We start from the raw sequence: 13,993 nt of genomic DNA, 5'->3' as shown, positions 1-13,993 counted from the left end.
ATGGGCGAAAAGCTCTCCCTGCGGCGCAGGGTCTACAACGGCACTATGACGGTGCTGGTGCGGCTGGGCGCCGCCCTTACCTGCGGACTGCTGCTCTTTCTCATCGGGTACATTTTTTACCGGGGCATTCCGGGGCTGAGCTGGGAGATACTCACCACCCAGACCAGCTATATTAAAAATACCGTGGGCATCCTGCCCAACATTCTCAACACCTTATATATTATCCTGGTGGCTATGGCCCTTGTGCTGCCCATCGGCGTGGGCGCGGCCATCTATCTGACGGAATACGCAGGGAGTGCAAGGCTGGTGCGTGTTATCGAGTTTGCCACGGAGACGCTGACGGGCATACCGTCCATCATCTTCGGCTTGGTGGGCATGCTATTTTTTGTGCAGAAGATGGGCCTGCAGGCAGGTGTGCTGGCAGGGAGCCTGACCCTGGTGGTGATGATCCTGCCCACGGTGGTGCGTACCACCCAGGAGAGCCTGAAGGCGGTGCCCCAGTCCTACCGGGAGGGGGCCACGGGCCTGGGCGCAGGCAAATGGCACATGATACGCACCGTGGTGCTGCCCAACGCCGTGGACGGTATCGTGACCGGGTGCATTTTGGCGGTGGGGCGCATTGTCAGTGAGAGCGCAGCGCTGCTGTATACGGCGGGCTTCGGCATGGTATTGGTGAACTTCATCGACTCCCTGCATACCTCCGCCGCCACACTGACGGTGGCGCTGTATGTATACGCCACAGAGGGCGGGGAGACGGCTCTGGCCTTCTCCATTGCCACCATTTTGATGGCACTGACACTTATTATCAACCTGGCTGCCGCCTGGGTAGGGCGGAGACTGAAAAACGGAAAGGAGTGAGCGAAATGGATCCCATTTTGCAGGCAAAGGACCTGAACCTGTGGTACGGGGCCAACCAAGCGCTGCATCATATTACCCTGGACATCCCGGCCCATGAGATCACCGCCTTTATTGGGCCCTCGGGCTGCGGCAAGTCCACCTTTTTGCGGACGCTGAACCGCATGAACGACCTGATAACGGGGGTGAAAATTCAGGGCGAGGTGAATTTTCACGGGGAGAACATCTATGAGCCTTCCGTGGACCCCACGGTGCTGCGCCGGCGCATCGGCATGGTGTTTCAAAAGGCCAACCCATTCCCCATGAGCATTTACGACAATGTGGCCTACGGCCCCCGGACCCACGGCATCCGGGGACGGAAGGAGCTGGACGAGATCGTGGAGAGGTCTCTGCGGTCGGCGGCCATCTGGGATGAGGTGAAGGATAGGCTTAAAAAGAGCGCTCTGGGGCTCTCCGGCGGACAGCAGCAGAGACTGTGCATCGCCCGAGCCTTGGCGGTGGAGCCGGAGGTGCTGCTGATGGACGAGGCCACCAGCGCCCTGGACCCCATTTCCACCTCGAAAATCGAGGATCTGGCCATTGAACTCAAGAGCAAGTACACCGTGGTGATGGTGACCCACAACATGCAGCAGGCGGCCCGTATCTCCGACAACACAGCCTTCTTCCTGCTGGGAGAGCTGGTGGAGATGGGAAAGACAGAAAAGCTCTTCGCTTATCCCCAGGACAAGCGGACAGAGGACTATATCACCGGGAGGTTTGGCTAATGAGAAACAGATTCGACCGGCAGCTGGCCCAGCTGAACCGGGAGCTGACGGAGATGGGCGCTTTGTGCGAGGAGGTCATTGCCCTGGCCTTCCGGGCGCTGACCGAGGGAGACAAGACACTGGCTGCCAAGGTAGCACCGGTGGATGCGGAGATCGACGAAAAGGAGCGGAGCATCGAGTCCCTGTGCCTGAAGCTGCTCTTACAGCAGCAGCCGGTGTCAAGGGATCTGCGGCAAATTTCCGCGGCGCTGAAGATGATAACGGACATGGAGCGCATTGGCGACCAGGCAGAGGATATTGCGGAAATTGTGTCGTTTTTGGACGGGGCGGCGGAGCATGACGACCTGCTGCGGCAGATGGCCCAGGCGGTGATCTGCATGGTGACGGACAGCGTGGACGCCTATGTGAAGCAGGACACAAATCTGGCCAAGCGGGTCATTGCCCGGGACGACCAGGTAGACGAATACTTCAGCCAGGTAAAGCGGCGGCTTATCGGGTGTATCGCCCGGGACCCGGAGAACGGGGAGTCGGTGCTGGACCTGCTGATGATCGCCAAGTATTACGAGCGCATCGGCGATCACGCCACCAACATCGCCGAGTGGGTGATTTTCTCGGTGACAGGGGCACACCCGCCGGAGGAGTGAGAGGGTGAAGGAATATACAGAATACGGGGACTGCTGCGGAAAGCGGCAGTCCTTTCGACTGTCGAAAAACCCTCCGGGTTTTTCCGACAAAAGGCTTGCGTGCAGCGAAAAGTGCTTTTAAGGACGGGAAAGCGGATTGCCACGACCAGTTTGCGAACTGGTCTCGCAATGACATGGTTTTTACAGGGGAGTGCGGGCAGGGCTGGGCGGCGGGGTGGGAAATGCGGGGTTGACAGGGGGGCGGATTTTGGTACAATGAGGAGTAGAACGAAGAGAGGAACGGCGTATGGACGGGTACTATTACAAGGGGCTGGATCGGGCGGAAAAGGCGGCCTATGAGCAGATGAAAACCGGACTGGAGGCACTGGCTCCCTCCATACGGGTGGTCCGGCTGGAGAGTGAGCGGCTGGCGGAGGTATATCTGCGGCTGAAGCTGGACACGCCGCTGCTGTTTTATGTGGTGGGGTACAGCTATCGGTACTATCCGGGGGCGGACCATGTGGAGCTTATTCCGGAGTATCTCTTTGAAAAGAGTAAGATACGCACCCATCAGCAGGCCATTTCCGCCCGGATGCAGCGGCTTGTGCGGCCCTTGCAGGGGAAAAGTCAGTTGGAGAAGGAATTGGCCATTCACGACTTTATTTTGGAGAATGTCCGCTATGACAAGCTGAAAAAGTCCTATTCCCATGAGATCATCGGGCCTATGACCCAGGGGGTCGGCGTGTGCGAGGGCATTGCCAAAACGGTGAAGGCCCTGTGCGACGCGGTGGGGGTGGAGTGCATCATTGCCCTCAGCGAAGCCAATCCGGAGAGGGGGGTACGATACCGCCATACCTGGAACATACTCACAATAGACGGAAAACGATACCATTTAGACGCCACCTTTGACAATTCGCTGCAGCGGGGCGTGAAGCGGTATGACTATTTTAATCTGGATGACCGGCATATTTTCCTGGACCACGAGAAGCTGGTGCTGCCGGTGCCGGCGTGCGGGGACGAAAAGGGGTACTACTACCGCTCTGTGTCCCTGACGAGGCCCGAGGATGTGGAAAACCGGGTGCGCCAGGCCCTGCGAAAGAAGCAGGCGCATTTTGTGTTTCACTGGCGGGGCGGCGGGCTGAACCGGGAGATACTGGCGGACCTGCTGGACCGGGCGGCGGCGCAGGCCGGGAAGAAGGGCTTGGGCGTAAGCTGCGCGGTGAATGTGCGGCAGGCGGTGATCCAGCTGGACTTCGGCGCGGCCAGAGAGACGGAGGTGCAGCAGCCGGACGAGGGGCAGGAGGAATAAGAGGAAAGTTGAAAGTGGAAAATGGAGAGATTTAGGGGATGCGGATTGCCACAGCCAGCGTTCGCGCTGGCTTGGCAATGACAGGGTACAAGAAGTGCGGGGCGGCGACCCTTCCGGCGCTATGCGCCCCGGCAATGACATTTATAGAGATTACAGAAGGTCGATTGTTTAGGAGGAATGGGAATGGCGAAGAAGGCGGGGCGGAACACGAAGGCGCGGATCGTGGCGGCGGCGTGGAGGCTGTTTTATGAGCAGGGATACGAGGACACCACGGTGGAGGACATCGTGTTTGAGTCGGAGACCTCCAAGGGCTCCTTTTACCACTATTTTGAGGGGAAGGACGCACTGCTGGGGTCGCTGTCGGTGCTGTTTGATGAAAAGTACGAGGAGCTGCGGCCCCGGATCGACCCGGAGGCTGACGCAGTGGAGACGCTGGTGTTTTTGAACCGGGAGCTTTTCAATATGATCGACAACAGCGTGTCCCTGGAGCTGCTGGCACGGCTGTTTTCCTCGCAGCTGGTGACAAGAGGGGAAAAGCACCTGCTGGACCGCAACCGCACTTATTTTAAGCTGCTGTACCAGATCATCCGGGACGGGCAGAGCCGGGGGCAGCTTCGCACGGACATGACGGCCAATGAGATCGCCAAGGCCTACGCCATGTTTGAGCGGGGAATGATGTACGACTGGTGCCTGTGCGGCGGGGAGTACGCCTTGGGGCGGTACAGCGCGCTGATGATGCCGATGTTTTTGCAGGGATTTCGGCCGGAGCGGTAAAAGCGGCGGGTTTTAATTTAACGAAGTAGAGGCAAGGTCCTTTGGCCTTGCCTCTAAAGCTTTATTGGAATAACCTCCGTTAATCCGCGCTTGCGTCCGTGGGAAAGCTCACGGCGATGGTCGTCCCCTTTTCGGAGCTTTCCGCCACCCGAATTTCGCCGCCGTGGAGGGCCACAATCTCCCACGCCAGAGACAGTCCCAGCCCCACGCCGCCGTTTTCCCGACTGCGGGATTTATCCACCCGAAAGAAGGGCTGAAAAATGCTCTCCCGGTACGGCTGGGGGATGCCGCAGCCGGTATCCGTCACCGTGATATGAAGGCAGCTGGCCTCATATGCTACCGCGATATGCACCGTTCCGTCAGGGCGGTTGTAGCGGATGGCGTTTTCGGTGAGATTATAGAGCAGGCGGTAGAGCAGTGTGTCGCTGCCGGTCATGGTGCCGTCACCGGTGGCCTTGAGGGTAATGTTCTTCCTCTCGGCAAGGGGGGCCAGATCGGTAAAGATCTCCTCTACCATAGGCCCTATCTCTATGCGCTCGGTGCAGGGTACCGTCCGAAGCTCGCTCATCTCCAGGAGGGTTTTTGTCATCTGAGTCATGCGCTCGGTCTGCTCGCGCAGCAAACGGAGAAAGTCTGCCGTTTCCGGGGATACCTCGGGATGCTCTGCGGAAAACAGCTCAAGCTGCGCCTGCATCAGGGAAAGCGGCGTGCGCAGCTCATGGGCGGCGTTTCCGGTGAACTGCCGCTGAGCGGCAAAGCCGGAGTCAAGGCGGTCAAGCATCTGATTGAAGGACCGGCTGAACTGCCGGAACTCCGGCAGGACCGCTTCGGGGATCTTTGTATCCGTCAGATTGTTCGGCTGCACCTTTTCCACCTGGGCGGCAAAGGTGCGCAGAGGCTTCAGGGCATGGCCGCTTAAAAAGTACGCAAGCACACCGCCCAGCAGTGCCGCTGCCGCCGTAATATACCAGTTGGTAGCGATAAAGGATTCCTGCGCGCCGTGAATGACGATGGTAAGCTCCTGGTCAAGCCTTTCCCGCCGGGGGTCGAAAAAATCCGGATCTTCTCCGCCCGTTTCCTCGTAGCCCGTAATGTGGGAGCCTATGGAATCCATGTAATGCCTGCCGGAGTAGCCGATCAGGACATTCATGAAAATACAGGTGGCGCCGATAAGAAGCGCGGTCATCAGGGTGATGCGCCACTGCAGGGATAGATTTTTCACGGTTTCTCTTCCTCCATAACATAGCCCTCTCCGATGCGATTGCGGATCGGGTCAAAGCCCAGGGCGGCGCGCAGCTTCTTTCGCAGCGCGGAGATATGCACCCGGATGGAATTGCTGAAATGGTCCACACGGTTATCCCACACATGGTCCAGCAGCTCCTCCTGACTGACCGGGCAGCCCTGGTGCAGGAGCAGGTATTCCAGTATTCCAAGCTCCTTTCGGGTAAGGGATAGCTCCTGCCCGCCGGCTGTGGCGGTACGGGATTTGGTGTCAAAGGCTACCTGCCCGCAGGTGAGGACCACATCGTTTTGCGTAAATCGGCGCCGGGTGAGACTGCGTATCCGGGCGGCTAACTCCTCTAAATGAAAGGGCTTTGCCAAATAATCATTGGCACCGGCATCCAGACCCTCTACCTTGTCGGAAACGGCACTGCGCGCCGACAAAATCAGCACCTTCGTATCTCTGTCCTTTTGCCGCAGCGTCCGCAGCACCGTCATCCCGTCCGCCCCCGGCAGATTCAGATCCAGCAAGACAAGGTCGTACCGCTCCACGCCCAGCAGCGCAAGGGCTTTGTCTCCGTCATAGCAAAAATCTACGCTGTAAGCAAGACGCCTGAGACTGCGAACGATCGCCTCACACAATGCGCGCTCATCTTCAACCACTAAAATATGCATAGAAAATCTCCTTGGGGTGTTTTTTCGGTTCGTCGATGGTATAAGCAGTCTCATTATACCACATGGAGATAAAATTTTGGTTAAGTTTTCGTTCTTAACAGGGATTTTATATCCGATGCGCTACAATGGTGTTACAAAAGAAAGGGGTGACCGGGTTGTTTCGATCAAAAAAAGCCGTATTTCAGATCCTGCTTCTTATCTGCGGAGGGGCAATGCTGTGCTACGGAGTCCTGCGCGGGGAGGCCGATACCGTGCTGAGCAAGGCAATACGGCTGTGTTTGGAGTGTGTGGGAATTGGATAACGGTAAACACAGTAAAAAAAGAGGGGGCATTTCGCAGGGCCTCTCCCGCTTTCGCGGATGGGTGCAGGGGGGAGCGGCACTGCTGAGCAACCTGCATCTGCCCAATTTCCTGAAGGGCGGAATTTATCAGGGGAAGGGAAAGGTCGTTTGCGTGCCGGGGCTCAATTGCTATTCCTGCCCGGCCGCGTCGGGCGCCTGCCCCATCGGCTCGTTTCAGGCGGTGGTGGGGTCTTCGAAATTCGCCTTTTCCTACTATATTACAGGATTTCTCCTATTGCTGGGGGTTCTGCTGGGGCGGTTCATCTGCGGATTCCTCTGCCCCTTCGGATGGTTTCAGGAGCTGCTGCACAAGATCCCGACCCGGAAGCTATCCACCAAAAGACTGAAGCCGCTGACCTACATTAAATACGCCGTTTTGCTTTTGGCGGTGGTCCTGCTTCCGGCGCTTATCGCAAACGATGTGGGCATGGGGGACCCGTTCTTCTGTAAGTACCTCTGTCCCCAGGGCGTGCTGGAGGGGGCGATACCCCTTGCCGCCGTCAATTCGGGAATCCGCTCCGCCCTGGGCGTGCTCTTTTCGTGGAAGCTCGGGATACTGATAACGGTGATCGTGCTGAGTGTGCTTTTCTACAGGCCGTTTTGCAAGTGGCTGTGCCCGCTGGGCGCTTTTTATGCGCTGATGAACAGAGTGTCACTTTTCGGAATGAAGGTGGACAAGCACAAGTGCGTTTCCTGCGGAAAGTGCGCGAAGGCATGCAAGATGGATGTGGATGTAACCAAAAACCCCGACCACACCGAATGCATACGCTGCGGCATGTGCATCCGGGCCTGCCCCACCAAGGCGGTGAGCTTCTGCTACGGCTTCGGTAAAGGGAAGGAAAGGGAGCCCTCCGGCGAAAAGGCGGAGACAGAAAAACAAATACACAATACAGAAAAGGAGTAAACACCATGAAAGCAAAAAAGATTTTAACCCTATTGACCGCGGCGCTGCTGGTGCTCAGTCTTGCCGCCTGCGGCACGGGCAAGGATAGTAAGAAAGACGACGGCGGCAAAAAGGCTGAAATTGCAGCCTTTTTGGCGGCGGAGCCGGCCACAGCGGACGAGGCGGCGGAGCTGCATCAAAAGCTGATGGAGCAGGAAAATGCGATTCTGTCCCAGAACAGCGCCCTGTGGGAAAAGGTCTTTCTCTCTGCCAATAAAAACATGACCATGATTGAGGACGGCGGCAATTACGGGGATTTCCTGCTCAAAACGATTGAAGGCGCCAAGGACCAGTTCAAATCGGACGAGCTGAAGGTGCTTAACGAAGGCGCGGAGCTGATTCGGGAGATCGAGGGAAAGCTGACGATTCTTGAACAAAAATTCCCCGGCTGCGGCAACAAGCCCTCCGATGGGGACATGAGCGTTCCGGCGGAAAACGGAAAGCCCATCGAGAAGAGCGATCTGACGAAATTTCCCGCATTCGACGGCAAGGACCTTGCGGGAAACGAGGTGAAAAGCAGCACACTGTTTGGGGAAAACACGGTTACCGTGGTAAACTTTTGGTTCACCACCTGCAGCCCCTGCGTGGGAGAGCTTGCCGAGCTGGAAGCGCTTAACAAGCAGCTGGCCGAAAAGGGCGGCGCGGTAGTCGGCATCAACTCCTTTACCCTGGATGGGGACAAAACGGCTATCGCCGAGGCCAAGGATATTCTGACAAAGAAGGGCGTATCCTACAAAAACATTTGGTTTGACTCGAAAAGCGAGGCCGGAGAATTTACCTCCGGACTGTACTCCTATCCGACCACATATGTGGTTGACAAAAACGGCAACATTGTAGGCGAGCCGATCGTCGGCGCGATAACCGGACAAAAGCAGGCGCAGACGCTGCAGAAGCTCATCGATCAGGCCATTGCAAGCAGTAAGGGCTGATGCTTGTTCCGAAATAAGAATACAAATCACAGCGGCAATGCGGGATATCTGCATTGCCGCTGTGTTTGCAAGGTGGAGAATATACCGGGTGTGTGATGAACGACCGTGAGGTAAACCCCAAAAAATACATAGCGCCGAAGAACTGGTACAAATACGGAAGCGAAATGGTTCGGCCCTATAAAATCCGCATCCATCCGCCGTGCGCTAAAGACGAGAAGAAGCTCCGGCGCTACTATGAGAGCAAGCTGGCCGCGCTTCCGGATGTGATGGATGTGGCCGCCGCTGTGGACTTCACAGGCTATAACCGCCGCACCGTCTGCCAATGGATTCGCGTGGGGAAGCTGAAGGCGCTGGCGCTGCTGCAGAAGTACATGATCCCCAAATGCTATCTCATCGACTGGCTCTGCTCGGACGATTACAACAACACCAACCGCAAATCCCACCGGCATATCGATATGCTTTGGGAGGTACAGAAATGGAGAGAATGATGCGGACATTTTATCGTCTTGGCGTTATCTTGGCCTTCTGCGATCGTGCTCGGCATAGTAGCGCCGTTTGTCTTTCAGCATATTTTCGTCCGCTTCGCGGACAAGGTCTCCCAATCCGGCTGACACCCTTTGCGCGGCAATGCCGTAGGAAATGCTGTAGTCCTGTGCGGCAAGCGCCGATGATACCGCCTGCATACGCGCTTCACATACGGCTGCATCTGCCTTTGAAAAGACGACAAACTCGTCGCCTCCGATGCGATAAAGGCCGCCGTCGGTCAGCAGCAGCGTGCCGTCGGGTCGCAGCAGCGCGACGGTGGAGACAAAGGTCTCACTGAGGCTGAAGGATTTCATGATGCGCAGCACCGCGTCATTGTCACGCTCGTCATGCCCCGCGATCAGCTCCGCCATGGCGGAGAGGATGGTCTGGTCCGCGTTCGCCGTGTCGACAAAATCCTTTGCGATCTGGCGTGTCGCGGTAGTCAATTCGTCAAAGGAGCGCTGTGTGATCTCACGATTCGCCCGCCGGACGAGGAAAAAGACCGAACAGAAGAGCAGCACGCCGATCAGGAGCGTGACCGCCATCATCATGCCTACTCGTTTTTTGTTGACCATGTTCATTCCTTCTTTATCCTTCCTCCCTGTCGCGCGCCGCCAGGCTGCGCAGGAAGGATTCCGCTTCGCGCCCGGGCAGGACGCGCGAAAAATAAAAGCCCTGAATGAAGTCGCAGCCCGCCGCAAGCACGGCGTCGCACGTTGCCTTGTCCTCCACGCCCTCGCACAGCACGCGGATGCCCATGTCGTGCGAAAGACGGATCATGCCCTCCAGCAGCGCGCGGGCACGCGGCAAGGCGGACTCGGTCACGATGCTGCGGTCGATCTTCACGCCGTCGATTGGGTAGGTGCTCAGGTCGGAGAGCGAGGAATAGCCCGCGCCGATATCGTCCAGCACGATGCGAAGCCCCATTGCGTGCAGCCCCTCGATCGTCCGCAGCGCCGCCTCGCGGTCGTGCGCGTAGGAGTCCTCCGTCAGCTCCACCACAAGGCGGTCGCGCGTAAAGTCGTACTGCTCGACGATCTCGCGCACGCGCACGAGGATCTTTTCGTCTGCGATGGACTGGCGCGTGAAGTTGCACGAGAGCCACAGCGTCCCGCGCCCCTCCCGCTTCCATGTCTGGAGCTGCACGCACGCGCAGCGGAGCATATAGAGATCCAGCTCGGTGATCGTGCCGGCGCGGATCATCAGGTCGATGTATTTTGAGGGCTTGAGCAGTCCCTCCTCCGGGTTTTGCCAGCGCGAGACGGCCTCCGCGCCGACGACCGTGCCGGTGCGATCGACGACGAACTGGAGGTACGGCTCAAATTCGCCCTTTTCCACCGCCTTGCTCATGCTGCCGCGCAGACGCTCGAGCTGCTCGCTCTCGTCGATCATACCGCGCGTGCTGAACGCGCAGGGCGTTTCCGTGCGGAACGCGAGGGCGCAGCCCTGGCGCGCATTGTAGAGCGCAGCTTCGGCGCCGCAGTCGGGGTTTTCCGACAGCGAGCAGATGCCCGCGCGGAACGCGCCGGCATATTCGGCGCGGAAGCCCGCAAGGTAGCCGTCCAGCCCGCGGATAAGCCCCTCGGCGCGCTGCTGTGCCGCCTCGCGGCTGCCGCACTGACACACGAGCGCGAACATCCCGCGCCCCACGCAGGCGAGGTATTCCTCGCGTCCGCAGCCAAGGCGCAGATACTCCGCCGCGCGGGAGAAGATCTCCTCGCGCTCCGTCTCGCCAAAGCGCCGTTCGAGCGAGGGCATATCGCAGCCGATGCAGATGACATAGACGATGTTTCTGAGCGGGGCGGGGATGAGTGTTTCCATGCAGTTCAGATAATACCCGTCGTTGCCGATGCCGTAGCGCGGGTCGATGAGGGCGTTCGCCTTCAGCTCCGCGCGCTTTTTGCGCACAAGGACGCCCAGCGCGACCCCCGCGCCGAGCATCATCACGCCCAGCGCCGCGAGCGTCACGAGCCAGCGCGTGCGATAGAGCGACGCGCCGCCGTCCTTCACGCTGACGGCAAGGATGCCGAGGCGCTCCGCCGCGCCGATGCCGTCGAGCGCACGCGCGATCTCCTCCGCCTGCGCCTCGGGCAGCGCGGAGGCAAAGCCGATGCAGATATTCTGCGGCTTGCCGGACGCGGGCAGTGAGCAGAAAAGCTCGCTGCGGCGCAGGTACGCGTTGTCCACCGTTCCGGCGGGAAAGGCGGAGATGATATCCGCCTGCCGGTTCTCCGCCTGCTGCGCCTGCGTGGTATTTTTGCTGTACGGCAGGTAGACAAGGTCGTAGTCCGTGCGCTCGCTCACGCGGCGGTACAGCTCCGGCAGCAGACCCACATAAGAGTCGCTGTGGCTGTCGTAGGACTCGATGGGATAGAGATCGGCGTTTCCCGAGATCAGAAGCGTCTCCCTCGCGCTTGCATCCTGCACACAGCACAGCAGCGCTCCGATCGTCAGCGCAGCGTAGAGCGTGATTTTCAAGAGCTTTTTTCGGCGCACAGGCGGCACCCCCTTTATTTCAAATCGATCTTGCGGCGCTCGATGCGCCCCCAGCTGAGTTTTTTCTTCCTATAGCCGATAAAGGCCGTGCAGCGCACCCATGCGAGAATAAAGCGCAGGAACACCAGCTCAAAGAGACACAGGCAGACGGCCTTGAGGCCGTCGCCGAACGAGAGCGTGAGATCCGCCGTATAGATGCGTGAGAAGAAGGCGGTGAGCGTCAGGACCCCGCCGAAGACGGCGTAGATGAGGAAGAAGAGCAGCATGAACGGCACATTGATGAGGTCGCACCACCATGCGAGCACCATCGTGAACACGCCGAAGACCTCGATAAACGGCGAGAGCAGCTCGTAAATGAGGAAATAGAGATAGGATACAAAGCTCACCGCGCCGAACCTGTGATTGGAAAACATGACGCGATGCTTGTACATACTCTGGAACAGGCCCAGATGCCAGCGCTTTCGCTGCTTGCACAGATCGCGCAGCCGCTCGGGCACCTGCGTCCAGCAGATGGCGTCGGTGGCGTAGCGGATGGCATAGTCGATGTTGTTGACCGTGCAGTATTCGTGCAGCTTGACCACCAGCTCCATATCCTCGCCCATGGTCTTGTTGTCGTAGCCGCCCACGGCGATGACCGTGTCCTTTTTGAACAGTCCGAACGCGCCGGAAATGATGAGCGAGCCGTTGAAGCGGTCAAAGAGGATGCGCGAGGCGAGGAAGGAGCGGTCGTACTCCAGCACCTGCATGAAAGCGAGGATGCTGCGCGGCAGGCGGTAATGCTTCACCCGCCCGTTTTCCAGCTCCACATCGTTGGAGATGCGCACGATGCCGCCCACCGCCACCACCTTGCCGTCCTCCAGCACCGGCTAGGCGATGCGGCGCAGAGAGTCGTACTGCAGCACGGAGTCCGCGTCCATGCAGATAAAGTACGGGAAATTTGCGGCGTTGATGCCCATGTTCAGCGCGTCTGCCTTGCCGCCGTTCTTTTTTCGGATGAGCGTCACCGGTACCTTCTGTGTGCGTGTCTCATAGACGTATTCCTCGCGCTGACAGTTGATCTGCCGGCGGATGGGCCGGTGAACAAGGTGCATATCGAACGCCTCGGCAAGCACCTCGGAGGTCGCGTCGCTCGAACCGTCGTCCACCACGATGATCTCATAGGAGCGGTAGTCGAGCGCAAGCAGCGAGCGCACCGTGTCCACAACGGTGATCTCCTCGTTGTGGGCGGGCACGATGATGCTGATGGGCAGATAGTAATCCGAGGGCAGAATGCTTTTGAACTTCTCCTGCCGGTTCCTCTTATAGAGGTCGAGGGAGCCGACGATGACCGAGAGGAACAAAAAGGTCGAATAGCCGATCAGATAGGCGATAAAGAAATAGCCCACCCACTCAAGAAACAGCTTTATACCGTCGTACATACTGCGTCCTCCTTTCGCTCCTCCAGCTCCCGCACATCAAAGCGATAGCGCAGGATCTCGGAGGCGTAGCGGTCGTGCCCCTCGATCACGTCGATCAGATCACGGTAGCCGCAGCCAAGCCGCTCCAGGCTCTGCGAGGCATTGAAGCGGATATACCAGTTGGGATGATACAGGTTCTGCTTGAGCGTCGTCAGGGTCTGCTCCCCCGGATAGCTCGCCAGCACCGACGAGGCGATGGCGGCGTACTCCCAGCGCGCGTTTTCCGAGGGCGTCGCATAGCGCAGCAGATCGGGATAGACCGGCTCATAGGGGTAGCGACCGAAATAGCGCAGGCAGGAAAAGCGCAGCTCGTCGTCCCGCGCGCCGTCGTTGAGGAGCGCGAGCACCCGTTCACAGTGCGCGCCGGAGGAAAAGCGGAAATAGTTGAGGATCGTCACCTGCATCCAGACCTTGAAATCCTCAAACGCCGCCCACAGCGCCTCGGAAAGCTCCGTCTCGTCGCCGTTGAAGTTCAAAAGTCCGTCGGCAAGGAGCTTGGGGTTGTAGTAGAGGCTGCTCGCGTCGATGATGCGCAGCGCGCGCACGATGATCTGCGCGTCGCCCGAGGTGTAGAGCGCCTGCATGGCGTTCTCGCGGCAGTAGATGCTCGGCTCGTTCAGCAGTTTGAGCAGCTCCTCCTTGAGCGGCGCGTCGTCCGCGCCGCCGAGCAGCTGGTATTTCTTGATGATGTAGGGGAAGTACGCCGCCTCGATCTCATCGCGGCGGCAGTAATCCTCTGCCAGCGTGATCATCACACCGTTAAGCGCCGTCAGATAGGAGCGGGTCAGCTCTGGCCGCCTCACGCGCAGGCGCTCCAGCGCGGCGTCAAAGGCCGCCATGCCGTTCACGCGGCGCAGTCTGCGCTCCATGAAGCGCAGATGCCTCTCGCTGACCGCTCCGGTCTCCGCAAGACGGTCAAGCTCCTGCGAGACCGTCAGCTCAAGGCGGATGCCGTCGCAGAAGGAACGATGCTCCCTGCGCCGCGAAAGGAGCGCCGTTGCAATGTTAAAGAGGATCATGCCGGCGCAGATGCCGAGATAGGTGTAGATCAGAATTTGAACAAACACCGGCGTTCTTCCTT

Annotated in this window: 16 protein-coding genes; 9 read left to right on the top strand and 7 right to left on the bottom strand. The window is 58.8% G+C overall.

Going from position 1 to position 13,993, the window contains the following annotated elements:
* The 5 genes from pstA to KI236_RS06670 all read left to right on the top strand — a co-directional run bounded on the left by pstA (position 1) and on the right by KI236_RS06670 (position 4,325).
* The gene (gene pstA / locus KI236_RS06690; protein ID WP_212820419.1) at positions 1–858 is read left to right on the top strand and encodes a phosphate ABC transporter permease PstA; all 858 of its coding nucleotides are present in this window, start codon (positions 1–3) and stop codon (positions 856–858) included.
* Between the two features lie 5 nt (positions 859–863).
* A complete protein-coding gene (pstB, locus tag KI236_RS06685; RefSeq protein ID WP_212820417.1) occupies positions 864–1,619 on the top strand; it encodes a phosphate ABC transporter ATP-binding protein PstB in 756 nt (251 codons plus the stop codon).
* Positions 1,619–2,263, top strand: a complete 645-nt coding sequence (phoU, locus tag KI236_RS06680) for a phosphate signaling complex protein PhoU (protein ID WP_212820415.1) — start codon at positions 1,619–1,621, stop codon at positions 2,261–2,263. Before pstB ends, phoU begins: the two co-directional genes overlap by 1 nt.
* A 286-nt stretch (positions 2,264–2,549) precedes the next feature.
* Positions 2,550–3,551 carry a transglutaminase domain-containing protein gene (locus tag KI236_RS06675; RefSeq protein WP_212820413.1) on the top strand — a complete coding sequence of 334 codons (1,002 nt, stop codon included), beginning with the start codon at positions 2,550–2,552 and terminating at the stop codon, positions 3,549–3,551.
* Positions 3,552–3,734: 183 nt separating this feature from the next.
* A complete protein-coding gene (locus KI236_RS06670; RefSeq protein WP_212820411.1) occupies positions 3,735–4,325 on the top strand; it encodes a TetR/AcrR family transcriptional regulator in 591 nt (196 codons plus the stop codon).
* A gap of 79 nt (positions 4,326–4,404) precedes the next feature.
* Here KI236_RS06670 and KI236_RS06665 read toward each other — a convergent pair whose 3' ends face one another.
* A complete protein-coding gene (locus KI236_RS06665) occupies positions 4,405–5,547 on the bottom strand; it encodes a sensor histidine kinase (RefSeq protein WP_212820409.1) in 1,143 nt (380 codons plus the stop codon).
* The gene (locus KI236_RS06660) at positions 5,544–6,221 is read right to left on the bottom strand and encodes a response regulator transcription factor (RefSeq protein WP_212820407.1); all 678 of its coding nucleotides are present in this window, start codon (positions 6,219–6,221) and stop codon (positions 5,544–5,546) included. Before KI236_RS06660 ends, KI236_RS06665 begins: the two co-directional genes overlap by 4 nt.
* A 188-nt stretch (positions 6,222–6,409) precedes the next feature.
* On the opposite strand from KI236_RS06660, the gene KI236_RS12390 reads away from it, so the two are divergent.
* The 4 genes from KI236_RS12390 (at position 6,410) to KI236_RS06645 (ending at position 8,922) form a co-directional block, all read left to right on the top strand.
* Complete coding sequence (locus KI236_RS12390; RefSeq protein WP_456243478.1) at positions 6,410–6,523, top strand: CD1871A family CXXC motif-containing protein; 114 nt, start codon at positions 6,410–6,412, stop codon at positions 6,521–6,523.
* Positions 6,516–7,466 (top strand): 4Fe-4S binding protein, encoded by a 951-nt coding sequence (locus tag KI236_RS06655; protein ID WP_212820405.1) that lies wholly within the window; start codon positions 6,516–6,518, stop codon positions 7,464–7,466. The genes KI236_RS12390 and KI236_RS06655 overlap by 8 nt, the downstream gene beginning before the upstream one ends.
* 5 nt (positions 7,467–7,471) lie before the next feature.
* The gene (locus tag KI236_RS06650; protein WP_212820403.1) at positions 7,472–8,434 is read left to right on the top strand and encodes a TlpA family protein disulfide reductase; all 963 of its coding nucleotides are present in this window, start codon (positions 7,472–7,474) and stop codon (positions 8,432–8,434) included.
* Between the two features lie 92 nt (positions 8,435–8,526).
* Entirely contained in the window at positions 8,527–8,922 is a 396-nt protein-coding gene (locus tag KI236_RS06645) for a hypothetical protein (protein WP_212820401.1), read from the top strand.
* Between the two features lie 24 nt (positions 8,923–8,946).
* Here KI236_RS06645 and KI236_RS06640 read toward each other — a convergent pair whose 3' ends face one another.
* Genes KI236_RS06640 through KI236_RS06625 form a run of 5 tightly spaced genes read right to left on the bottom strand, consistent with a single transcriptional unit; the run spans position 8,947 to position 13,979 of the window.
* Positions 8,947–9,540, bottom strand: a complete 594-nt coding sequence (locus KI236_RS06640) for a nucleotidyl cyclase domain-containing protein (RefSeq protein WP_212820399.1) — start codon at positions 9,538–9,540, stop codon at positions 8,947–8,949.
* Positions 9,541–9,547: 7 nt separating this feature from the next.
* Positions 9,548–11,455 (bottom strand): EAL domain-containing protein, encoded by a 1,908-nt coding sequence (locus tag KI236_RS06635; RefSeq protein ID WP_212820397.1) that lies wholly within the window; start codon positions 11,453–11,455, stop codon positions 9,548–9,550.
* Positions 11,456–11,469: 14 nt separating this feature from the next.
* Entirely contained in the window at positions 11,470–12,300 is an 831-nt protein-coding gene (locus tag KI236_RS12145; RefSeq protein WP_228738101.1) for a glycosyltransferase family 2 protein, read from the bottom strand.
* Between the two features lie 21 nt (positions 12,301–12,321).
* Positions 12,322–12,873 (bottom strand): glycosyltransferase family 2 protein, encoded by a 552-nt coding sequence (locus tag KI236_RS12140; RefSeq protein WP_228738100.1) that lies wholly within the window; start codon positions 12,871–12,873, stop codon positions 12,322–12,324.
* Positions 12,858–13,979: a HEAT repeat domain-containing protein gene (locus KI236_RS06625; protein WP_212820395.1), complete on the bottom strand. Its 1,122-nt coding sequence runs from the start codon at positions 13,977–13,979 to the stop codon at positions 12,858–12,860. The genes KI236_RS12140 and KI236_RS06625 overlap by 16 nt, the downstream gene beginning before the upstream one ends.
* Between the last annotated feature and the right edge of the window lie 14 nt (positions 13,980–13,993).

Origin of the sequence: Vescimonas fastidiosa (assembly GCF_018326305.1) — a bacterium.
Lineage (GTDB): Bacteria > Bacillota > Clostridia > Oscillospirales > Oscillospiraceae > Vescimonas > Vescimonas fastidiosa.
Note: the sequence above shows the minus strand (reverse complement) of the source record. Positions and strands in the feature narration are given on the sequence as shown.